Raw genomic sequence first — 20,831 nt, 5'->3', positions numbered from 1 at the left:
GAGGGCGGCGAGGTGCCGGCGGGCCGCCTCGGCGTACCCGGCGGGGGCGTTGAGGCCGGTGCCGATCGCCGTGGCGCCCAGGTTGATCTCATGGACGAGCAGGACGGCCTCGGCCAGCCGGCTCCGGTCCTCCTCCAGCATCACCGCGTACGCCGAGAACTCCTGGCCGAGCGTCATGGGGACCGCGTCCTGGAGCTGGGTGCGGCCCATCTTCAGGACGTCGCGGAACTCCTCGGCCTTGGCGGCGAAGGCGTCGCCCAGCACGGTCATCGCGGCGAGCAGCTCCCGCACGGCGGCGATCGTGGCCACGTTGACCGCCGTCGGATAGACGTCGTTGGTGGACTGGCCGAGATTGACGTCCTCGTTGGGGTGCAGATGGTGGTAGTCGCCCTTGGCGTGGCCGAGGAGTTCCAGCGCCCGGTTGGCGATCACCTCGTTGGCGTTCATGTTCGTGGAGGTCCCCGCGCCGCCCTGGACGACGTCGACCACGAACTGGTCGTGCAGCGCGCCGTCCCGGATCTCCCGGCAGGCCGCCGCGATCGCGTCGGCCTTGCGCGCCGGGAGCAGACCGAGATCCTGGTTGGCACGGGCGGCGGCCTCCTTCACGGCGGCGAGCGCGTCGATCAGGTGCGGGTAGGCGGAGATCGCCGTGCCGGTGATCGGAAAGTTCTCCACGGCGCGGGCCGTGTGGACGCCCCAGTACGCGTCGGCCGGCACGTCCCGGTCACCCAGAAGGTCGTGTTCACGGCGCTGCCGCTCGGTCATGGGCACAGCAAAATCCTTCGGGGAGGGAGTGTGGGGGGAGCCGGGAGACAACTCTGCGGTGCCGCTCTTGTTAAATCCATCGGCAATTTCGCGGGGTGCCTGTGAAGCTCCGCTTCACGAACGCGGGGTTCGCCTGGTCTACTGATCCGGTGATCGATCCACGCAGGCTCCGGGTGCTCAGGGCGCTGGCCGAGCACGGCACCGTGACCGCCGCCGCCCAGGCCCTCTACCTGTCGCCGTCGGCGGCCTCCCAGCAGCTGGCCGCGCTGGAGGCGGAGGTCGGGCACCTGCTGCTGGAGCGGCGTGGCCGGACCGTCCGGCTCACTCCGACCGGTGTGGTCCTCGCCGCCCACGCGGCCAAGGTCGCCGCACAGCTGGAACAGGCGGAGGCCGACATGGCCGCCTGCTCGGAGGGCCTGGCCGGCGAGGTGACCATCGCCGCGTTCGCCAGCGCCATCACCGAGGTGGTGGCCCCCACGGTGGCCGAGCTGCGGATACGCGCCCCACGGGTACGGATCCGGGTGAAGGACGCCGAAGGGCATGCGAGCCGCCGGCTCCTCGTCGACGGCGCGGTCGACATCGCCCTGGGGGTGGAGGACCGTGACACCCCGGGCCAGGACGGCGACCAGCTGCTGCGCCGGCCGCTGTACGCCGAGCCGTTCGATGTCGTGCTGCCCTCCGGGCATCCGCTGGCCGACGCCCCGGACGTCGCTCTGGACGAGCTGAGCGAGGACCCGTGGGTCACGCCGTGGCCGGGCAACCCGGTGCACGACGTCGTCCTGCGGGCCTGCGAGGACGCCCGCTTCGACCCTCGCGCGGAGTGTCTGGCCGACGACTCGCGGGCGGTGTGCGCCCTGGTCGCCGCCGGGGCCGGCGTGGCCCTCGTCCCCCGTTCGGCGCTGCACGGCATCGCCTTCAAGGGCGCCGAGATCCGCCCGGTGCGCGGCGGCCGGCCGACGCGACGGGTGTACACGGCCGTACGGAGCGGCAGCGAGGGCCACCCGCTGCTGAAGCTGGCACTGCGCGGCCTGCGTGACCAGGCCGCCGCACTCGGCTCCTGACCCGCGGCCCCACAGGGCCATGAAGACATAATGCGTTTGCCGCGGCTCCCCCGTTGCCCACAGAATCGGGCCCCATGGGTCACCTCGAAGCCGCGCACCTTGAGTACTACCTGCCCGACGGAAGGGCCCTGCTGGGCGATGTGTCGTTCCGGGTGGGGGAGGGGGCCGTGGTGGCCCTCGTGGGACCCAACGGGGCGGGGAAGACGACCCTGCTGCGCATGATCGCCGGTGAGCTGAAGCCGCACGGCGGGTCGGTGACCGTCGGGGGCGGCCTCGGCGTGATGCGCCAGTTCGTCGGATCCGTACGCGACGAGACGACCGTGCGAGACCTGCTCGTGTCCGTCGCGACGCCCCGCATCCGCGAGGCGGCCCGGGCCGTCGACACCGCCGAGCACGCCATCATGACCGTCGACGACGAGGCCGCCCAGCTGAAGTACGCCCAGGCCCTCGCCGACTGGGCGGAGGCCCGCGGCTACGAGGCGGAGACGCTGTGGGACATGTGCACCACGGCAGCCCTGGGCGTCCCGTACGACAAGGCGCAGTGGCGGCTCGTCCGGACCCTCTCCGGCGGTGAGCAGAAGCGCCTCGTCCTCGAGGCCCTGCTGCGCGGCACCGACGAGGTGCTGCTGCTCGACGAGCCCGACAACTACCTGGACGTGCCCGGCAAGCGCTGGCTGGAGGAGCGGCTCAAGGAGACCCGCAAGACGGTCCTCTTCGTGTCCCACGACCGCGAACTCCTCGCGCGCGCCGCCGAGAAGATCGTCTCCGTCGAGCCCTCACCGGCCGGCGCGGACGCCTGGGTGCACGGTGGTGGGTTCGCGACGTACCACGAGGCGCGCCGCCAGCGGTTCGCCCGCTTCGAGGAGTTGCGCAAGCGCTGGGACGAGAAGCACGCACAGTTGAAGAAGCTGGTGCTGACGCTCCGTCAAGCCGCGGAGAACAGTCACGACATGGCGTCCCGCTACCGCGCCGCCCAGACCCGGCTCCGCAAGTTCGAGGAGGCCGGCCCGCCCCCGGAGCCGCCCCGGGAGCAGGACATCCGGATGCGGCTCAAGGGCGGCCGCACCGGCGTCCGGGCCGTCACCTGCGAGAACCTGGAGCTGACCGGCCTGATGAAGCCCTTCGACCTGGAGGTCTTCTACGGCGAACGCGTCGCCGTCCTCGGCTCCAACGGCTCCGGGAAGTCCCACTTCCTGCGCCTGCTCGCCGGCGAGGACGTGGCGCACACGGGCGGCTGGAAGCTGGGGGCCCGGGTGGTCCCCGGTCATTTCGCGCAGACCCACGCACACCCGGAGCTGCGGGGCCGCACCCTCCTCGACATCCTGTGGAAGGAGCATGCCCAGGACCGCGGCGCCGCCATGTCCCGGCTGCGCCGCTACGAGCTGACCAACCAGGCCGAGCAGACGTTCGAACGCCTGTCCGGCGGTCAGCAGGCCCGCTTCCAGATCCTCCTCCTGGAGCTGGAGGGCGCCACGGCCCTGCTGCTCGACGAACCGACCGACAACCTGGACTTGGAATCGGCGGAGGCCCTCCAGGAAGGTCTGGAGGCCTTCGAGGGCACGGTCCTCGCGGTCACCCACGACCGCTGGTTCGCCCGCTCCTTCGACCGCTACCTGGTCTTCGGCAGCGACGGCCGCGTCCGGGAAACCCCGAACCCGGTCTGGGACGAACGCCGGGTGGAACGAGCGCGCTGAGGGGGCTGCGCCCCCTGGGCGCAGCCCCCTCAGGGGCGCGGGGAACTGCGCGACCAGCCACAACGCACCGGCACACGCGACGTGTGCAGTACCCCTACGGCGGCTGGGCGCACAGCATGGCCCCGCTCACTTCCAGCGCAACAGCGCCCCAAGGCCCCCTACCGGCACCTCCTCCTGGGAAACCGCCAACGCGGGCGCGTCCGTGGCCACCGCCGACCGGATCAACGCATCGTCCGCCCGGGCCGGCCACGAGTTCTGCTCGCCCAGCACCTTCAGATCCGTACGCCGCACAGCCACCTGGTCAGGATCCTCACCGATCCACACCTCGCGGTGCGCGTCCGGCCCGTCCAGCCTGATCAGCAGCTCGTCGATGCGGTGCTCACGCGCCGCCTCGATCAGCGCGGGCACCCCCTCCACGGCGCCGGCCCGGCCCTCGTCGTCGGAGCGCCGTGCGGCCCGGAAACGGTCGAGCTCCGCCTCGGCACGCCGGCCCACGTGCTCGGCACGGGCCCGCTCCACGTCCTCGTCGAGGAGCCGGCTGCCGCTGCCGTGCGGCGCCTCGACGACGAGGTCGTGCAGCCGCTTGGGCAGCCGCTCGTGCACGGACCGCCGCTCACGGTCGTCACCGACGAGAATCAGCAGGTCGGCCCGGGTCTCCTCCTGGCACACGGCGAGCGCGTCGGCGATCTCCGCGGCGTTGTGCTCCCAGGTGTTCTCCACCCGCAGCTGGAAATGCCGCTCGGACCAGTCGACGGTGCTCGTCCGGTGCACCGGCCACGTGCGCCCGGTGACGCTCCCGGCGTCCTCCCTGCCCAGCGCGCTGCGCAGCTCGAAGTCCGCGCCCTTGCGGTCGACGTAGGCGACCACGCACACCGGGTCGTCGCCGGCCAGCTCCAGCAGGGGCGTGACCCGCGGCAGCGGCGCCCACTCGGCCCAGTCGCCGCCCTGCGGTGGACGGGCCAGCGGCGGGTCGAGGACCACCTCACCGGCGCGGGCGAACAGGGCCCGGCCGTGTGGTTCGGAGGAGTGCGCCAGGTCTTCGATCGCGCTCTGCACGGCCCGGCAGGTCGCCTCGTCCGCGCCCTGCGCGGCCAGCTCCCTGGCCATCGCCTGAGCCGTCAGGCGCCGCTCGTGGGGGGTGTCCTCCGTATGCCGGGACGTGTCGACGTACACGGAGGCCCAGGGGCCGGAGTGTTCGTACAGTGGGTGCAGAAAAGCGAGATCCATGGCTCCCTCCCGGATGCCGCTCGGGGGTAGTGCTCAGTTGCTTCCCGGGCGGGTACCCGGACCCCATGAACGAACACGAGGAGCGGGGCGACACCATGACCGGAGTGGACCCTGACCGGCTGGACGACCAGCAGCTCATGAAAGAGCTGGAGACGATCCACCGCACGCGCCACGACACGCTGCTCTACGGTTCGAACGACGCGCTGCGCGCCCACAACGAACGCATGGCACAGCTCGAGGGCGAGTACCTGCGCCGCAACCCGAACCGCCCGGTGGCCGCCGGCCGCACACGCGAAGGGGCCCGGGAGCGGGGGAGCGGGGAGTCGGCGACTCCCACCACCCCCGGCACCTGAGCCCCTCGAAGGACACCACCGGACCACGGCGGACCGGGGCCGGACCGGAACGAGCCCGGCCCGGCCCCCGCTCAGTGCCGCACGGGCCCTCGCCCCCAGTGCCGGTGCGCCGCGATCGCACCCACGAACGCGTCCAGGAACTCCTCGCTCGCCGGCCCCGGCGACGTGTCCGTGACCACGCCCTGGTCGGTGACCACGCGGTGGAACTCCGTCGACAGCCTGAGGCCCTCCGGCTCCAGGGCCGACAGGACGCCCACCCCCGAGCCCAGCGCGCCGACCGGCTTGCCGTGCCGGTAGGCGTCCCGCACGAACCGCACCGCGTCCGGGTCGGCCGCGGTCGGCGGCGTGCCGACGGGCCCGCCGGGCAGCAGCACCGCGTCGTACAGCACGGACGCCACCGTCGGCAGCGCACGGTCGACCGCGTACGTCTCACCGTCGGCCCCGGTGATCGTCCCGTCCGTGGCCGCCAGCGCCTCGACGATCGCCCCCTCGGCGGCCAGGCGCTCCCGCACGGACGTGACCTGCTCCGCGTCCACGCCGTCCGTGACGAGCACCGCGATCTGCCGGGTCCGGATCGAACCGTCGCCGCGCAGTGACTCCAGACTGAGGGCGGGGGAGGACTGCTTGGACGCGGCCTCCGCGGCGGACGGCTCCGGCACCCCGATACCCCGCGCCACCTGCGCGGCCAGATCCCCGTCGACCTTGGCCAGGTGCTCGACCGTACGCGCCCGCACCGTCATCGCGCCGACCTTGCCGAGCTCGAACCGGAACGCCTCCACGATGTGCTGCTTCTCCCAGTCGGCCATGCTGTTCCAGAACAGCGCCGTCTGGCTGTAGTGGTCCTGGAAGCTGGGGCTGCGACGCCGGATCTTGTGGCCGTCCACCCGTTCGGCGTAGTGGGTGTAGGCGCCCGAGCCGGCGCCGGCGTGGGCCGGGCAGCCACCGCCGAGCGAGTTCGGGAAGTAGTTCGTGCCGGAGTGGATGGCCCCCTGGTGGTAGCCGTCGCGCTGGTTGTTGCGCACCGGCGCGACCGGCCGGTTCACCGGCAGCTGCGAGAAGTTGGGCCCGCCGAGCCGGATCAGCTGGGTGTCCAGGTAGGAGAAGTTCCGTGCCTGGAGCAGCGGGTCGTTGGTGAAGTCGATGCCGGGCACGACGTTCGCCGTGTGGAACGCGACCTGCTCGGTCTCCGCGAAGAAGTTCTCCGGGTTGCGGTTCAGCACCATCCGGCCGATCGGCCGCACCGGCACCTGCTCCTCAGGGATGATCTTCGTCGCGTCGAGCAGATCGAAGTCGAACGCGAACTCGTCTTCCTCCGGCACGAGTTGGACGCCCAGCTCCCACTCGGGATACTCACCCGCCGCGATCGCGTCCCACAGGTCACGCCGGTTGAAGTCCGGGTCCCGGCCCTGGCACTCCTGGGCCTCGTCCCACACCAGGGAGTGCACGCCCAGCTTCGGCTTCCAGTGGAACTTCACGAACGTGCCGCGCCCTTCGGCGTTCACGAACCGGAAGGTGTGCACGCCGAAGCCCTGCATCATGCGGTAGCTGCGCGGGATCGCCCGGTCCGACATCAGCCAGGTGATCGCGTGCAGCGTCTCGGGCTGGAGCGAGACGAAGTCCCACAGGGTGTCGTGGGCGGACGCGCCCGTCGGGATGTCGTTGTGCGGCTCGGGCTTCACCGCGTGCACGAAGTCCGGGAACTTGATGCCGTCCTGGATGAAGAAGACCGGGAAGTTGTTCCCGACCAGGTCGTAATTGCCCTCCGACGTGTAGAACTTGGTCGCGAAGCCGCGCACGTCCCGCACGGTGTCCGCCGACCCCTTCGGGCCCTGCACGGTCGAGAACCGCACGAACACGGGCGTCCGCACCGACGGGTCCTGGAGGAACGCCGCGCGGGTGAACTCCGCGCACGACTCGTACGGTTCGAAGTACCCGTACGCGCCCGCGCCCCGCGCGTGCACCACCCGCTCCGGGATCCGCTCGTGGTCGAAGCGGGTGAGTTTCTCCCGGAAGTGGAAGTCCTCCATCAGCGTCGGGCCGCGCTCCCCGGCGGTCAGGGAGTCGTCGGTGTGATCGACCTCGACTCCCTGGTCGGTGGTGAGCGGCCCGCCGGCCGGATCATCCGCCCGGGACGCCTCGCGCTGCTCCTGCTTGCGGTCGGCGGGCAACGCCATCAGGCGGCCTCCTCGGCGAAGACGTCGAGGAAGGTCTCGCAGAACGCCTTCAGGTCGTCGGGCTTGCGGCTGGTGACCAGCTTGCCGGCCCCGTGGTCACAGACCTTGACCTGCTTGTCGACCCAGGTGCCGCCCGCGTTGCGGATGTCGGTCTGCAGGCTCGGCCAGGAGGTCAGCTCACGGCCGCGTACGACGTCGGCCTCGACCAGCGTCCACGGCGCGTGGCAGATCGCGGCCACCGGGCGGCCCTGCTCGAAGAAGTCCCGGACGAAGGCGACCGCCTTGTCGTCCATCCGCAGGAAGTCCGGGTTGGCCACGCCGCCCGGGAGCACCAGGGCCCCGAACGAACCCGGCGATGTCTCGCCCACGACCTCGTCGACGGGGAAGGTGTCCGCCTTGTCGAGGTGGTTGAAGGCCTGGATCTCGCCCGCTTGCGTCGACACCAGCACGGGCTCGTGGCCGGCGTCCTTCACCGCCTGCCACGGATCGGTCAGCTCGACCTGCTCGACGCCCTCGGGCGCGACCAGAAACGCGATACGCATGATGCTCAACGTCCTTCCCTCTTGCTCTTGCTGTTCTTGCTTTTCTTGCTGTTCCTGCGGCCGGCCCGAACGCACCGCAGCAACTCCTCGCCGTACGGCAGCAGCACACACGTGCCGATGGCGGCGGCGATGCCCGCCAGGTAGCCGGGTGACAGCGGCCGCCGGCGCGGCACCAGACGCCACGCGTCCGGATCGCCCGCGCCGCCGCGCAGCAGCGACTTCACCTGGTCGGCGTGCAGGCACATCAGGGCGGCCAGGGCCCCGAACGGCAGCGACTCCAGAAAGCTGTGGATGTGCTGCTCGATCGGTTTGACCTCCCGCTCGCTCCTCACGGCCGTACGCACGTCCCACAGCGCCGTCGCCTCGTGCACCGCGGCCCCGCCCAACTGCACGGTGAGCAGCAGCGGGTTCACCTCGTAGCGCAGCGTCAGCGCGATCGGGATGCCGACCTCGGCCATCATCAGCGAGTGGATCAACGACTCCTTGGTGCCCGCCGTCTCCTCGATACGGGTTCGCCGGTGCATCACCCAGTCGGCCACCCCGGGGACGAACCAGCTGGGCAGCAGGCCGTACAGCAGATAACGGGTCGTGGCGTCACCGACGTCGACTGTGACGCCGGTGGCACTGATCTGCTTCGCCTGGTCCGTGCTCATGCACCACCCCGGGCATCCGGATCGGCGCGGCTGATGTCGGCGAGCGCCGACGCGGGATCCTCGGCCTCGGCCACATCGCCCAGGCTCACGATCCCGACGGGCAGCCCGTTCTCCACCACCGGCAGCCGGCGCACCGCGTGCTCACGCATCAGCGCGACCGCGGTCGCCACCCGGTCCTCCGGCGTCACCGTCACCGGATCCGGCGTGCACACGGTCTGCACGCTCACCGTCATCGGGTCGGCACCGTCGGCCACGGCCCGCACCGTGATGTCACGGTCGGTGAGCACACCGATCACGTCCTGCCCCTCGGCGACCACCACGTCGCCGATGTTCTGCGTGCGCATCAACAGTGCCGCCTCGACGAGCGAGGCGTCCGGGCGCACGGCGACCACACCCGGCGTCATCACGTCCTTCACCAACTCGGCCTTCACTGGGCCCTCCCTCCGTTCCCCGGCGGGCGGGGGCACCGGCGCCGGCACGACACCGGCCCCGGTGCGCCCCGGCGCCGTCCTACGCGTACTCCTCCGGTCCGGTCTCCCTGGCCCGGATCAGGGCCTCGGCCAGCTCCTGGACATTGCCGTAGCGCTCCTGGTGCGGCAGCCGCTCCAGGGCCTCGACGAGGACATCGGGTGCCTGGTGCCCGCGCAGCTCGCGGGCCAGCTCACGGGCGCTCGCGGGGAACGCCCTGCGGCCCAGGATCCGGGCCAGCTCCAGCCGCACCGACTCCAGGGACGTCGACGCACGGCCCGGCGTCACCGGCCCGTACGCGACCTCGGGGTCGTCATCCGCGGCCGGCTCGGGGTCGTGCCACTCCTCACTGCGCGTGGGGTGCCCGGACCTGAGCAGACCCTGCAGTTCGTGTTTCATCTCGTCGTCACGGTGGACGCTCAGCCGGTCGCTGCCTCGCTGCATGTCTCCCTCCAGACGTTCGGGGGCCCGCACCGCGTACCCGAACACCGGGGGCCGACACGGGCGCGGCCCACCGGATCACCGCCGTCGCACTGGTTTGCGCCACGGTCTGCGGGAGACCCGGCTCACACCCCCCACACATCCCTGGGGAAGGACCCGCCATGGCGATGCTCGCTGTGCTCATTCCGCTGCTCATGCTCGGAGCGGTGCTGGTGCTGGGCCGATACGAGGAACTCCTGCTGCCGCAGTCGCACGAGGACGCCGGCCGGCGCGAACCGGCCGACGTGAATCCCGCCCCCGCTGCGGTTACTTCTTCTCCCGCCCCGGCAGGAACTCCTGCACCTTCGCCTTGAAGCCCTGCCTGACCATCGATCCCCGGTCCGCGTCGCCCTTCAGGACCGACGCGGCGGTCGCCTCCATCTGGTCCCAGGTGGCGTGCGGCGGGATCGGTGGGACAGCCGGATCGGTCAGGAACTCGACCACCGCGGGACCGTCCGCCTGCAGCGCGGCCCGCCAGGCCGCCTCGACGTCCTCCGGCTTCTCCACCCGGATGCCGGTCAGCCCCAGCGAGCGTGCGAACGCCGCGTACTGCACGTCCGGAAGCTCCTGCGAGGGCAGGAACGACGGCGCGCCCTCCATGGCCCGCATCTCCCACGTGACCTGATTCAGGTCCTGGTTGTTCCACACCGCGATCACCAGACGCGGGTCGTCCCACAGATGGCGGTACTTCGCCGCCGTGATCAGTTCCGCCATCCCGTTCATCTGCATCGCCCCGTCCCCGACCAGTGCGATAGCGGGCCGGTTCGGATGCGCGAACTTCGCGCCGATCACATACGGCACACCGCAGCCCATCGTCGCCAGCGTGCCGGAGAGCGAGCCGCGCATGCCCGGCCGCATGGTCAGATGCCGCGCGTACCAGTTCGCCGTCGAACCCGAGTCGGACGTGACGATCGCGTCGTCCGGCAGCAGCGGATCCAGGGCCCGGGCCACGTACTCGGGGTTGATCGGATCGGCGTCCAGTTCCGCCCGGCGCTCCATGACGTCACGCCAGCGCGTCACGTTGGCACACACCGTGTCGTACCACTCGCGGCCGCGTCCCTCCTCGATCAGCGGGATCAGCCGTTCCAGCGTCGCCTTCGCGTCCCCGACGAGATTCACCTCGTACGGGTAGCGCATCCCGATCATGTGCGGATCGATGTCGATCTGCACGCCCCGCGCCTTGCCGAACTCCGGCAGGAACTGGGTGTACGGGAACGACGACCCGATGGTCAGCAGCGTGTCGCAGTCCCGCATCAGCTCGTACGACGGCCGGGTCCCCAGCAGGCCGATCGAGCCGGTGACGTACGGCAGTTCGTCGCTCAGGACGTCCTTGCCGAGCAGCGCCTTGGCGACGCCCGCGCCGAGCAGTTCGGCGATCCGCTCCACCTCGGCCCGTGCACCGGCCGCGCCCTGCCCGACGAGGATCCCCACCTTGTCACCGGAGTTGAGGATCTCCGCCGCCCGCCGCACCGAGTCGTCGGACGGAACCGCCGTCCACGAACTGCGGTCCAGGCTGGAGGGCACCATCTTGAACTCGTGCGTCGGCGCCGAGTAGTCCAGCTCCTGCACGTCACCGGGGATGATGATCGCGGTCGGGCAGCGCCGCGCGTACGCCGTGCGGATCGCGCGGTCCAGCACGTTCGGCAGCTGCTCCGGTACCGTCACCGTCTCCACGAACTCCGAGGCGACGTCCTTGTACAGCGTGTGCAGATCCACTTCCTGCTGGTACGAGCCGCCCATCGCGGTGCGGTGCGTCTGGCCGACGATCGCCAGCATCGGCACATGGTCCAGCTTGGCGTCGTACAGGCCGTTGAGCAGATGGATCGCCCCCGGCCCCGACGTCGCGGCGCACACCCCGAGGCGGCCGCTGAACTTGGCGTAGCCGACCGCCTGGAACGCCGACATCTCCTCGTGCCGCGACTGCACGAAACGCGGCTCGTTCTCGGCCCGGCCCCAAGCGGCGAGCAGTCCGTTGATGCCGTCGCCCGGATAACCGAAGACCTGCTCCACCCCCCACTCGCGCAGCCTCTGCAGGACGTGGTCGGCGACCTTGGTGCTCATGTACGACCTCCCGGACGTAGGGGGAAAGGGCCAGCAGTACGAGTCACCCTGCGCTCGGGCGGAAAACCTGGGCGGGTTTGCGGGTGGGGGCCGGGGGCAGGCGCACCTCAGTGCTTCGGACAGGAGGCACGCCCGTGGGAGTGGCGCCGCAGTGCCACCGCCGGCGCCTCCGTCCCACAGCCGATGCGCTCCCACGGTGACCGTCCACCCCAAAGCACCCTGCAAGGGAAGTGCGACGCAACATGCCGACCCACACCAGGACGAAGCAGCACCCCCACAACGACGCACCCGACACGGCCGACGCCTTCCGCAGGCTCGCCGGCCTTCCCGCCGGACCCGAGCGGGACGCGCTCCGCGACGAGATCGTCGAGGCCTGGCTGCCGATGGCCGACCGCCTCGCCGGACGTTTCCGCAGCCGCGGCGAGAGCTTCGAGGATCTGCGCCAGGTCGCGGCCCTCGGCCTCGTCAAGGCCGTCGACCGGTACGACCCCGAGCTCGGCAACGCCTTCGAGAGCTACGCGGTGCCCACCATCACCGGCGAGATCAAGCGGCATTTCCGCGACCACATGTGGACTCTGCACGTTCCCCGCCGGGTCCAGGACCTGCGCAACCGCGTGCGTGTCGCCTCCCAGGACCTGTCCCAGACCATCTCCGGACGCCGGCCGACCGTCGCTGAGATCGCCGAGCACGCGAGGATGAGCGAGGAGGACGTCAAGGCCGGGCTGGAGGCCCTGGAGAGCTTCACCGCCCTCTCGCTGGACGCGGAGCTGCCCGGCAGCGAGGACGGGTACTCCCTGAGCGACGCGCTGGGGTCCGCGGACCCGGCGCTGGACACGGTCGTCGACCGCGAGTCCGTGAAGGCCCGGCTGGCGGCGCTGCCGGAGCGCGAGCGGGCGATCCTGTACATGCGGTTCTTCGGGGACATGACCCAGAGCCGGATCGCCGAGGAGCTGGGGATCTCGCAGATGCACGTGTCCCGGTTGATCAGCCGGTCCTGTGGCCGGGTGCGGGAGCAGGTCATGCGAGATGTCGCGTAGCGCCGTGGTGCGCCCCTGAAGGCCCTCCCACTTCACTCGGTCGGCGGAGGCCGTCCCGCTAATGGGGTCCGGTTTCGCGCGAGCCCGTCGTGAACGGGCTGTGATGGCAGAAGGGCATTCCTGCCGTCGCCCGAAGGAGCTCGCCCCATGCGCCGCACCCTCCACGCACTCTCCGTCGCCGTCCTGGCCGGCTCGGCCCTGATGGGCTTCGCGCCCGTCGTGGCCGCCGACCCCACCGCCGAGGCCGGTCCCGCCACCGTCGAACCCGGAGGCACGCTCACCGTCTCGGTCAGCTGTGATCCGGACGGGGGACCGCCCCCCGACACCATCGACGCGACCTCGCAGGCCTTCGACGAGGGCACGGTCCCGTTGCGCAAGGTGACCGGCAACGACGACGAGCTGTCCGGGCCCGCCTACCGGGGCACGGCGCACATCGCCTCGGCGGAGAGCTTCGAGGACGATCCGGACGCCCTCGGCGACGACTCGGCATGGACCGTCGACGGCACCTGCCCGGCAGCCCCCGGCGGGGAGGGCACCGAGTGGAGCGCGACGTTCACGGTGGCCCACGGCGGGGGCGGGGGCGGTGGCCGTGACAGCGGCGGCGGTGATGACCGCGGTGGCGGGCACGAGCAGCCGTACGAGCCCACCCCCGAGCCCTGCCCCGACGCAACCGAGAGCGCCGCCCCGGACGCACATCGCGGCGACACCGAGTGCGACGGGGCCGTCGTCCAGCGGCGCGGGGTACGCGCCGGCGACGGCGGGGCCTTCACCGACTCCGTGCCCGCCCTGGTCGCGGGCGGCGTGCTGATCGCGGGCGCGTTCGGCGCCGCGGCGCACCGGCTGCGCAACCGGGAGAGCGACCCCTATCGCTGACCCCGGCGCACGCCGCGGCCGCGCGGACGGCATCCGCTTCCCCCGCGCGGTGCGCTCATGCTGTGACCGTCACGACCCGGCCGCACGCCCATGGGGCGACGCCACCCTGGGTACTCAGTGGCCGAGGGCACCAGCCGGGCGTACGCGCCGGAGGCGACACAAGGGGCACCAGGCACTGCGGAGGTACGGATGCGGCGGACCGACCCGGAAGGCCACGGCCCGGTCCGCTTCGGGCCGCCCCTCCCCGAGGACGGACTGCCCGTGCTCCCCGAGCTGTCCGCGGTGCTCGCGGCGGCGGCCTCCCGCGGCGGCCACGAGCCGGTCGGCGGCGGCTCGGCCCTGCGTGAAGCCGCCTGCTGCTACTGGGACCGGCGCGGACTGGACTGCGGCCCCGACCGCGTGGCCGCCGGCCCCGGCGCCCCCGCCCTGCTGCTCGCGCTGACCGCCGCCCTCGGCGGCGACGTCCTCGTGCCGAGGCCCTGCGCCGCCTGGTGGGCGCCCTACGCCCGCCTGCTGGGACGCCCCGCCTTCCACGTGCCGACCCCGCCGGAGAGCGGCGGTGTCCCCGACCCGTACGCCCTGCTGGAGACCGTGCGCCGGGTCCGTGCCGAGGGCGGCGATCCACGCCTGCTCGTGCTGTCCGTCGCCGACGACCCCACGGCCACCGTCGCCCCTCCCGAACTGCTGCACGAGACCGTCGAGGCCGCTCAGGGGGAGGGCCTGCACCTGGTCAGCGACGAGACCTGGCGCGACACCCTGCACGACCCGCACGACACCGTGCTGCTCAGCCCCGCCGAGATGCTGACCGACGGGGTCACCGTCGTCAGCGACCTGGCCGGTGCCCTGCTCCCGCCCGGCTGGCCGGCCGCCGTGGCCCGGTTCCCGGCCGGCGAAGACGCCGACGGCCTCCACGCGCGCGTGCTCGACGTCCTCACCGCGCTCGACGCCCGGGTCGCCGCCCCCGTCGCCGCCGCGGCCGCCTACGCCCTGGGGGAGCCGGAACCGGTCGCGGAGCGTGTCGCGACGGCCGTGCGCCTGCACGCGCGCCTGGCCGCCGAGGCGCACTCCGCCGTGGTCGCCGCGGGCGCCCTCGCCCGGCCCCCGCAGGCCGGCCGCCACCTGTACGTCGACCTCACCCCGCTGCGCCCCGCGCTGAACGCGCACGGCGTCGGCGACGCGCAGGAACTGGAGGACTTCCTCTCCGCCCGCCTCGGCATGCCGGCCCCGGGCGGCCACCGCTTCGGCGACGAGCTCGAAGCCCCGCGCGTGCGGCTCTCCACCGGCGCACTGCTGGCCGGTTCCGACCCGGAACGCGCGGAATGTCTCACCTCGCCCACGCCGTTGGAACTGCCGCACGTGCACCGCGCGTTGATCCAACTGAAGTCGGTCTTCGACGATCTCCGCGACGACGCTCAGCGATGGGAGTCTCCTCGATGACGCAGCAGTCCGAGTCGACCACGAGTACGACCACCCGGAAAACCGACGACCCGGCCCTCCCGTCCCCCCTGGTGACCCCTCAGCCGCCGCTGGCCGAACCGAGGCCGCTGGCCGAGCACCGCGTGTGGCCGCGCACCTTCCACGACCGGCTCACCGCCCCGCTCCCCGGCCTGAAGGCCATGGCCCGCTTCGCCCGCGAAGGTGCCGTGAGACCGGGGCCCGAAGGCCTCGCCGACATTCCCCGGCTGCCCTACGAGCCGGGCCCGCTGCCCCGCGTCGACGCCCGCACGGTCGCCGTCACGTGGGCGGGACACGCCAGTTGGGTGGTCCGCATCGGCGGGCTCACCGTCCTCACCGACCCGGTCTGGAGCCGCCGGATCCTCGGCACCCCGGCCCGCATCACCCCCGTGGGCGTCCCCTGGGAGGCGCTGCCGCGCGTCGACGCCGTCGTCATCAGCCACAACCACTACGACCACCTGGACGCCCCCACGCTGCGCCGGCTCCCGCGCGACACCCCGGTGTTCGTCCCGGCCGGTCTCGCCCGCTGGTTCCACCGCCGCCGCTTCACGCGCGTCACCGAGCTCGACTGGTGGGAGGCGGCCCGACTCGGCGGCGTCCGCTTCGACTTCGTCCCGTCCCACCACTGGTCCAAGCGCACCCTCACCGACACCTGCCACAGCCTGTGGGGTGGCTGGGTGCTCACCGACCAGGAGGGTCAGCGCGTCTACTTCGCCGGCGACACGGGCTACGGCCACTGGTTCTCCCGCATCGGCCGCCGCTACCCCGGCATCGACCTGGCCCTGCTGCCCATCGGCGCCTACGAACCGCGCTGGTGGCTCAGGGACGTCCACTGCGACCCCGAGGAAGCCGTCCAAGCGGCCCAGGACCTCGGCGCGACCAGGATGGCCCCGATGCACTGGGCGACCTTCGTCCTGTCGGCGGAGCCGGTCATGGAGCCCCTCACACGGGTGCAGGCCGCATGGGAAAAGTCAGGCCTGCCCCGAGACAACCTCTGGGACCTGCCGATCGGCTCTTCACGGGTGCTTGAGGGAATCTGACCCCTCAGGGGCGCGGGGAACTGCGCGACCAGCCCCACACAACCCGCACCCTGAAGACAACCGCGACCAACAACGGCGCTACGGCGCTACCGCACTCGCCGCCACACAGCCGGCACCGCACTGATCACCAAGGTCAGCCCGACCGCCGCCAGCACACCCTCCCACGGCTCGGCGAACAACGACCCCCCGAGAATCCCGATCAACTGATACGTCACCGTCCACGCCAGACAGGCCGGCAGATTCCCCCGGGAGAACCGCCGCAGCGGCCACTCGGCCAGAAGACAGGCCAGCATCACCGGGATACGCCCCGCCGGCACCAGCCGGGACAACACCAGCACGGCGACACCATGCGCCGCGAGTTTCTCCTGCGCCTGCGCCAGCCGCTCCTCCGGCGCCCGCGACCGGATCGCCCCCAGCCACCGCGACCCGTTCTTCGACTTCAACCCGCGCCGCCCCAGCCAGTACAGCGCCGCGTCCCCGAGGAACGCCGCCAGCGACGCCGTCACGAACACCATCAGCAGCGAGAACGGCGCCGTCTGATGCAAGGCGACCACGGCGGCCGAACTCACCAGCGCGCCCGTCGGGATCACCGGCACCAGCGCCCCGGCCAGCACCAGCAGGAAGAGGGTGGGGTATCCGACCGCCTGCTGGGTGGACTCCGACACGATGGACGCCGGAGTGACGGCCGACGCCGCGAGCAGGGGCCCACCGACCTGTGCGAAGGGCACGGTCCAGGTCACCGCGCGACCTCCAGGCGCACGCTCTCCCCGTGTCCGAGCCGGTGCACCGTCACGCCGGGCGCGCGCCGGGCCGCGAGCCGCACGAACTCATCGCCCGGCGCGTGGAACTCGTGGGGGCGCACGGCGTCCATCCCGATCGGCCAGTACGTGCCGTAGTGCACCGGCACCGCACTGCCCGGCGCAAGCCGCTCCAGCGCCTGCGCCGCCCGGCCCGCGTCCAGATGTCCCTCGCCGAGGTACGGCCCCCAGCCGCCCACGGGCAGCAGTGCCACGTCGACCGGCCCGACCTCCTCGGCCATCGACTCGAACAGCCCGGTGTCCCCGGCGAAGTACGTGCGGGCCTCGCCGGATATGACGTAGCCGAGCGCGGGGGAGCGGTGCGGTCCGAACGGCAGCCGCCGCCCGTCGTGCCGCGCGGACACGGCCCGTACGACGACGTCGCCGACCGGTGTCTCGTCCCCGGGTGCCATCTCGCTCACCTGGAGGTGCGTGAGCCGGCGCAGCCCCGGCACCGCACGGCGCGCGCCCCGGGGCACGAGCAGGCGCGTGCCTTCCGCGAGCCGCATCAGCGACGGTACGTGCAGATGGTCGGCGTGCAGATGCGAGACCAGAGCCACGTCCGCGCGATGGGCGCCGGGCGGCGGCAGCGCCCCGCGCCGGCGGCGCAGATGCGCGAGCCGGCGCGCGAACAGAGGATCGGTGAGTACGCGTACGTTCGAATCCTCGACCGTGCACGTCGCGTGACCCCACCAGGTGATCTCCACCGGCACCTCTTTGCCTCCTTCGCGCGACTCCCCGAAGCCTACGTGCAGGAGTAGGGTCGGCGGCTGAACCGGAGGTGAGGGGGGACGCCATGGTGCCGGTCCGGGTCACGGCGATCGCGAGTCTGACGCCGCTGGAGGAGCTGGACGAGGATCCGTTCCTGGTGGACTCCCGCAGCCAGCACGCGATGTGCGCCCGCTGGGCGGCCGAGCGCGGCTACGTGGTGAGCCGTGAGTTATTGGTCCGCGGGCTGCGTCCCGACCACTGCGCGCTGTGGGACGGCGTCCGGCCCGGCCTCGACCTGTTCGTGGCGCCCAGCAGGCGGGTCCTGGAGAGCGCGCTCGCGTCCGTCGAGCAGTTCACCGCGGAGTGCGCGCGGCGCGGAGTACGGGTCGAGACGGTGGGGCACGAGGAACCGGCGTACGACGCGGCCATGAAGGCGTGCGTGCACCGTCGGCTCTCCATGCCGACGGCCGGCTACGACGGGCGCTGACGGCTCGGTTGCCCGCGGCCTCACCGGCCGCCCGGGTCGGGCACGGCCGCCGGACACCGCCGCCCGGTACCGCCGCCGGGGTTGCGCACCGGCGCGGCGGGAAAGAGAGCGACCTCGACCGGAAGCTACATGCGGGGACAGAAGGCGTCCCGCCGGCGTTGAGACACTGTGAACAGGAAGCCCGTGGTGACGGGCCGGGACGTGAGGTGGCTGGGCGTGCGGGGCGTGCGGTGGCGGCGGGTCGCCAGTCAGGTCGGGCGGAGCGTCGCCGTGTGGGCCGTCTGCACCGTCACCATGCTCGTGCTCGCCGGGATCCTCCCGGACTTCCGGCTCCGCTCGGAGAACGGTGACAGCGCCACCGACATCGCCGTCACGGCGGCCCTCGGCGCCGGCGTCTTCGGTCTGCTGTCGGCCCTGGTGTGGCCGCTGCTCGTCCGTCTCCTGCTCCTCGTGCCGGCGCTCGTGCTCGGCCTGCTGGTGTTCTTCCTCAACGGCGCGCTGCTGCTGCTCGCCCTGCACCTCAACCCCGCCGAGCGCGGGGCCGCCGCCCCGGAGACCGCCGTCGTGGTCGCCGCCGTGATGTCCGCGGTGGCCTCCGCCACCGGCGCCGCCCTGGCCGTGCGCGACGACGACGCCTACCGCCGCCGGCTGTACCGGCTCTCCGACCGCCGCCGCAGATCCGGACCGCCGAGCCCCGCCGCCCCCGGCACGGTCTTCCTGCAACTCGACGGCGTCGGCCACGACGTCCTGCTGGACGCCGTCGGCAAGGGCGCGATGCCCACCGTCGCCCGCTGGCTCGACATAGGCGACGGCGGCCGCCCCACCCACCGGCTCACCCCCTGGCGCACCGACTGGTCCAGCCAGACCGGCGCCAGCCAGCTCGGCATCCTGCACGGCAGCAACCACGACGTCCCCGCGTTCCGCTGGTACGAGAAGGACTCCCGCGAGGTGGTCGTCTGCAACCGCCCGACCAGCGCCGCGGAACTCCAGCGCCGCGCCGTCGCACATGCGGGACACGGCGGGCTGCTCACCGTCGACGGCGCCAGCCGGGGCAACCTGTTCAGCGGCGGCGCCGGCGAACAGGCCCTCGTACTGTCCATCGCCACCCGCCGCCGCAGCCGGGAGAACCGCTCCCGCGCGGGCTACTTCGCCTACTTCTCGGACCCGGCGAACGCCGTGCGCACGGCTCTGTCCTTCGTCGCCGAAGTCGGCCGCGAGATCGGCCAGTCGACCCGGGCCCGCCTGAGCAAGCAGCGCCCGCGCGTCTCCCGCGCCGGCCTCTACCCCTTCGTCCGGGCCTTCGCGACGGTCGTCGAAAGGGACGTCGTCGTCGCCTCCGTCATGGGCGACATGCTCGCCGGCCGCACCGCCGTCTACGCCGACCTCGTGGCCTACGACGAGGTCGCCCACCACTCCGGCCCGGCGAGCCGCGACGCGCAGAAGGTCCTCGAACGCCTCGACCGTTCGCTCGCCCTGATCGAGAACGTCGCCGAGCACGCCCCGCGCCCGTACCGGATCGTCGTGCTGTCCGACCACGGCCAGAGCCCCGGCGAGACGTTCCGCTCCCGCTACGGGCTCACCCTCGGCGACCTGGTGCGGGCCGGCTGCGGACTGCCCGTGCCGCGCCGGGCGGAGCGCACCCGCAGCGGGGCGGAGGCCCGCGCCGCCGTGCGTGCCGCGCTGCGCATACCGGTCGAGGAGGGCGGCGAGCGGCACCGTCCCGAGCGGCGCCCCGAGCCGATCGTGCTGGCCTCCGGCAACCTCGGCCTGGTCTCCTTCCCGGACGTCACGCACCGGATGAGCAAGGAGGAGATCGACGCCCGTCACCCCGCGCTGCTGCCGACCCTCGCCAACCACCCCGGCGTCGGCTTCCTGCTGGTGCGCAGCGAGCAGCACGGCGGTGTCGTCCTCGGCGCGTACGGCGCCGAGATACCGCTGGCCCAGCTCGACGACGACCCGGGCCCGCTCGCCCCGTTCGGGCCGGGCGCCGCCGACGCGGTACGCCGTACGCACCTCTTCCCGCACACCGCCGACATCATGGTCAACTCCTTCCACGACCCGGCCGACGGCGAAGTCCTCGCCTTCGAGGAGCAGATCGGTTCCCACGGCGGTCTGGGCGGGGCACAGGGCAAACCGTTCCTGCTGTCGCCGCTCCTCCTCTCCGCGCCGGTCGACGAGGGGCAGGAGCTCACCGGCGCCGAACACGTCCACCGCGTGCTGCGCCGCTGGCTGCGCGAGTCGAACGGCCCCCAGGTGCCGGTGGAGAGCAGTGAGGAACGCGCCGCCTGAGACGCCGGCGGCACCGGCCGAGGCCCGGTCTTCCGCGTGCGCCGAACCGGAGTGTGATCGGATGGGGGCACGGGACCCGGAGACGGGCCCACACGCGAGTCCGCACGCGAAAGGAAGAACCGTGGCTACCACGCGCTCCGCACACACCGTCTGGGAAGGCAACCTGCTCGAGGGCAAGGGCGTCGTCACCTTCGACACCTCCGGTGCCATCGGCGAGCAGCCGGTCACGTGGGCCTCGCGCGCCCAGGAGGCGAACGGGAAGACCAGCCCCGAGGAGCTGATCGCCGCCGCCCACTCCAGCTGCTTCTCCATGGCCTTCTCCAACATCCTCAACAAGGCCGGGACGCCGCCCACCAAGCTCGTCACCTCGGCCGACGTGTCGTTCCAGCCCGGCGAGGGCATCACAGGCATCCACCTCACCGTCGAGGGCACCGTCCCCGGCATCGACGAGGCGGCCTTCCTCGCCGCCGCCGACGAGGCCAAGGTCGGCTGCCCGGTCAGCCAGGCCCTCAAGGCCACGCCCATCACCCTGACCGCCAAGCTCGCCTGACCCACCCACGTCGCGCGGACCGCCCACCAGGCGGCCCGCGCCGTCGTAGGTCTGCTCCCGGGGACGGCCTGCGCCGTCGTCGGTCTGCTTCCCTGAGGCGGCCCGCGATGTCGC

The 20,831-nt window shown here is 72.5% G+C and carries 20 protein-coding genes; 10 read left to right on the top strand and 10 right to left on the bottom strand.

Going from position 1 to position 20,831, the window contains the following annotated elements; all coding sequences use genetic code 11:
* Positions 1 to 765: lyase family protein (locus tag ABZ016_RS09375; RefSeq protein WP_356915928.1), on the bottom strand; the 765-nt coding region annotated here is incomplete at its 3' end.
* Positions 766 to 914: 149 nt separating this feature from the next.
* On the opposite strand from ABZ016_RS09375, the gene ABZ016_RS09370 reads away from it, so the two are divergent.
* Entirely contained in the window at positions 915 to 1,826 is a 912-nt protein-coding gene (locus tag ABZ016_RS09370; RefSeq protein WP_356915927.1) for a LysR family transcriptional regulator, read from the top strand.
* A gap of 74 nt (positions 1,827 to 1,900) precedes the next feature.
* The gene (locus tag ABZ016_RS09365) at positions 1,901 to 3,520 is read left to right on the top strand and encodes an ATP-binding cassette domain-containing protein (RefSeq protein WP_356915926.1); all 1,620 of its coding nucleotides are present in this window, start codon (positions 1,901 to 1,903) and stop codon (positions 3,518 to 3,520) included.
* A gap of 126 nt (positions 3,521 to 3,646) precedes the next feature.
* Here ABZ016_RS09365 and ABZ016_RS09360 read toward each other — a convergent pair whose 3' ends face one another.
* Positions 3,647 to 4,747, bottom strand: a complete 1,101-nt coding sequence (locus ABZ016_RS09360) for a Vms1/Ankzf1 family peptidyl-tRNA hydrolase (RefSeq protein WP_356915925.1) — start codon at positions 4,745 to 4,747, stop codon at positions 3,647 to 3,649.
* Positions 4,748 to 4,812: 65 nt separating this feature from the next.
* On the opposite strand from ABZ016_RS09360, the gene ABZ016_RS09355 reads away from it, so the two are divergent.
* Positions 4,813 to 5,100 carry a DUF6158 family protein gene (locus ABZ016_RS09355; RefSeq protein WP_356915924.1) on the top strand — a complete coding sequence of 96 codons (288 nt, stop codon included), beginning with the start codon at positions 4,813 to 4,815 and terminating at the stop codon, positions 5,098 to 5,100.
* Positions 5,101 to 5,171: 71 nt separating this feature from the next.
* On the opposite strand, the gene ABZ016_RS09350 is transcribed toward ABZ016_RS09355, so the two are convergent.
* The 6 genes from ABZ016_RS09350 to ABZ016_RS09325 form a co-directional block, all read right to left on the bottom strand.
* A complete protein-coding gene (locus ABZ016_RS09350; RefSeq protein ID WP_356915923.1) occupies positions 5,172 to 7,274 on the bottom strand; it encodes a catalase in 2,103 nt (700 codons plus the stop codon).
* Positions 7,274 to 7,816: a type 1 glutamine amidotransferase domain-containing protein gene (locus tag ABZ016_RS09345; RefSeq protein WP_356915922.1), complete on the bottom strand. Its 543-nt coding sequence runs from the start codon at positions 7,814 to 7,816 to the stop codon at positions 7,274 to 7,276. The genes ABZ016_RS09350 and ABZ016_RS09345 overlap by 1 nt, the downstream gene beginning before the upstream one ends.
* Positions 7,817 to 7,821: 5 nt before the next feature.
* Positions 7,822 to 8,469 carry a diguanylate cyclase gene (locus tag ABZ016_RS09340; protein WP_356915921.1) on the bottom strand — a complete coding sequence of 216 codons (648 nt, stop codon included), beginning with the start codon at positions 8,467 to 8,469 and terminating at the stop codon, positions 7,822 to 7,824.
* On the bottom strand, positions 8,466 to 8,900 hold the full coding sequence (locus ABZ016_RS09335) for a CBS domain-containing protein (protein WP_356915920.1): 435 nt from the start codon (positions 8,898 to 8,900) through the stop codon (positions 8,466 to 8,468). The genes ABZ016_RS09340 and ABZ016_RS09335 overlap by 4 nt, the downstream gene beginning before the upstream one ends.
* Before the next feature lie 79 nt (positions 8,901 to 8,979).
* Positions 8,980 to 9,381, bottom strand: a complete 402-nt coding sequence (locus ABZ016_RS09330; protein WP_356915919.1) for a DUF2795 domain-containing protein — start codon at positions 9,379 to 9,381, stop codon at positions 8,980 to 8,982.
* Between the two features lie 303 nt (positions 9,382 to 9,684).
* On the bottom strand, positions 9,685 to 11,478 hold the full coding sequence (locus ABZ016_RS09325) for a thiamine pyrophosphate-requiring protein (protein ID WP_356915918.1): 1,794 nt from the start codon (positions 11,476 to 11,478) through the stop codon (positions 9,685 to 9,687).
* A 242-nt stretch (positions 11,479 to 11,720) separates the two neighbouring features.
* On the opposite strand from ABZ016_RS09325, the gene ABZ016_RS09320 reads away from it, so the two are divergent.
* From ABZ016_RS09320 to ABZ016_RS09305, 4 genes are all read left to right on the top strand, one after another.
* The gene (locus tag ABZ016_RS09320) at positions 11,721 to 12,515 is read left to right on the top strand and encodes an RNA polymerase sigma factor SigF (protein WP_356915917.1); all 795 of its coding nucleotides are present in this window, start codon (positions 11,721 to 11,723) and stop codon (positions 12,513 to 12,515) included.
* Between the two features lie 147 nt (positions 12,516 to 12,662).
* On the top strand, positions 12,663 to 13,388 hold the full coding sequence (locus ABZ016_RS09315) for a hypothetical protein (protein WP_356915916.1): 726 nt from the start codon (positions 12,663 to 12,665) through the stop codon (positions 13,386 to 13,388).
* A 189-nt stretch (positions 13,389 to 13,577) separates the two neighbouring features.
* Positions 13,578 to 14,825: an aminotransferase class I/II-fold pyridoxal phosphate-dependent enzyme gene (locus ABZ016_RS09310; protein WP_356915915.1), complete on the top strand. Its 1,248-nt coding sequence runs from the start codon at positions 13,578 to 13,580 to the stop codon at positions 14,823 to 14,825.
* On the top strand, positions 14,822 to 15,883 hold the full coding sequence (locus ABZ016_RS09305) for an MBL fold metallo-hydrolase (RefSeq protein ID WP_356915914.1): 1,062 nt from the start codon (positions 14,822 to 14,824) through the stop codon (positions 15,881 to 15,883). Before ABZ016_RS09310 ends, ABZ016_RS09305 begins: the two co-directional genes overlap by 4 nt.
* Before the next feature lie 86 nt (positions 15,884 to 15,969).
* Here ABZ016_RS09305 and ABZ016_RS09300 read toward each other — a convergent pair whose 3' ends face one another.
* Both ABZ016_RS09300 and ABZ016_RS09295 read right to left on the bottom strand, forming a co-directional pair.
* Entirely contained in the window at positions 15,970 to 16,584 is a 615-nt protein-coding gene (locus ABZ016_RS09300; RefSeq protein WP_356915956.1) for a VTT domain-containing protein, read from the bottom strand.
* 35 nt (positions 16,585 to 16,619) lie between these two features.
* Positions 16,620 to 17,393: an MBL fold metallo-hydrolase gene (locus ABZ016_RS09295; RefSeq protein ID WP_356915913.1), complete on the bottom strand. Its 774-nt coding sequence runs from the start codon at positions 17,391 to 17,393 to the stop codon at positions 16,620 to 16,622.
* Between the two features lie 83 nt (positions 17,394 to 17,476).
* Between ABZ016_RS09295 and ABZ016_RS09290 the strand changes: the two genes are divergently transcribed.
* The 3 genes from ABZ016_RS09290 (at position 17,477) to ABZ016_RS09280 (ending at position 20,717) form a co-directional block, all read left to right on the top strand.
* A complete protein-coding gene (locus tag ABZ016_RS09290; protein ID WP_356915912.1) occupies positions 17,477 to 17,878 on the top strand; it encodes a hypothetical protein in 402 nt (133 codons plus the stop codon).
* A gap of 216 nt (positions 17,879 to 18,094) precedes the next feature.
* Positions 18,095 to 20,167 (top strand): phage holin family protein, encoded by a 2,073-nt coding sequence (locus tag ABZ016_RS09285; protein ID WP_356915955.1) that lies wholly within the window; start codon positions 18,095 to 18,097, stop codon positions 20,165 to 20,167.
* 121 nt (positions 20,168 to 20,288) lie between these two features.
* Positions 20,289 to 20,717, top strand: a complete 429-nt coding sequence (locus tag ABZ016_RS09280) for an OsmC family peroxiredoxin (RefSeq protein ID WP_356915911.1) — start codon at positions 20,289 to 20,291, stop codon at positions 20,715 to 20,717.
* Positions 20,718 to 20,831 lie beyond the last annotated feature (114 nt).

Source organism: Streptomyces sp. NPDC006372 (assembly GCF_040612515.1).
Lineage (GTDB): Bacteria > Actinomycetota > Actinomycetes > Streptomycetales > Streptomycetaceae > Streptomyces.
Note: the sequence above shows the minus strand (reverse complement) of the source record. Positions and strands in the feature narration are given on the sequence as shown.

Excerpts from the sequence above, each read along its gene's own strand:
- ABZ016_RS09310 (WP_356915915.1), top strand. The coding sequence starts at position 13,578 with ATGCGGCGGACCGACCCGGAAGGCCACGGCCCGGTCCGCTTCGGGCCG.
- ABZ016_RS09350 (WP_356915923.1), bottom strand. The coding sequence starts at position 7,274 with ATGGCGTTGCCCGCCGACCGCAAGCAGGAGCAGCGCGAGGCGTCCCGG.
- ABZ016_RS09365 (WP_356915926.1), top strand. The coding sequence starts at position 1,901 with ATGGGTCACCTCGAAGCCGCGCACCTTGAGTACTACCTGCCCGACGGA.
- ABZ016_RS09325 (WP_356915918.1), bottom strand. The coding sequence starts at position 11,478 with ATGAGCACCAAGGTCGCCGACCACGTCCTGCAGAGGCTGCGCGAGTGG.
- ABZ016_RS09315 (WP_356915916.1), top strand. The coding sequence starts at position 12,663 with ATGCGCCGCACCCTCCACGCACTCTCCGTCGCCGTCCTGGCCGGCTCG.
- ABZ016_RS09330 (WP_356915919.1), bottom strand. The coding sequence starts at position 9,381 with ATGCAGCGAGGCAGCGACCGGCTGAGCGTCCACCGTGACGACGAGATG.
- ABZ016_RS09360 (WP_356915925.1), bottom strand. The coding sequence starts at position 4,747 with ATGGATCTCGCTTTTCTGCACCCACTGTACGAACACTCCGGCCCCTGG.
- ABZ016_RS09320 (WP_356915917.1), top strand. The coding sequence starts at position 11,721 with ATGCCGACCCACACCAGGACGAAGCAGCACCCCCACAACGACGCACCC.
- ABZ016_RS09305 (WP_356915914.1), top strand. The coding sequence starts at position 14,822 with ATGACGCAGCAGTCCGAGTCGACCACGAGTACGACCACCCGGAAAACC.
- ABZ016_RS09340 (WP_356915921.1), bottom strand. The coding sequence starts at position 8,469 with ATGAGCACGGACCAGGCGAAGCAGATCAGTGCCACCGGCGTCACAGTC.
- ABZ016_RS09290 (WP_356915912.1), top strand. The coding sequence starts at position 17,477 with ATGGTGCCGGTCCGGGTCACGGCGATCGCGAGTCTGACGCCGCTGGAG.
- ABZ016_RS09345 (WP_356915922.1), bottom strand. The coding sequence starts at position 7,816 with ATGCGTATCGCGTTTCTGGTCGCGCCCGAGGGCGTCGAGCAGGTCGAG.
- ABZ016_RS09355 (WP_356915924.1), top strand. The coding sequence starts at position 4,813 with ATGAACGAACACGAGGAGCGGGGCGACACCATGACCGGAGTGGACCCT.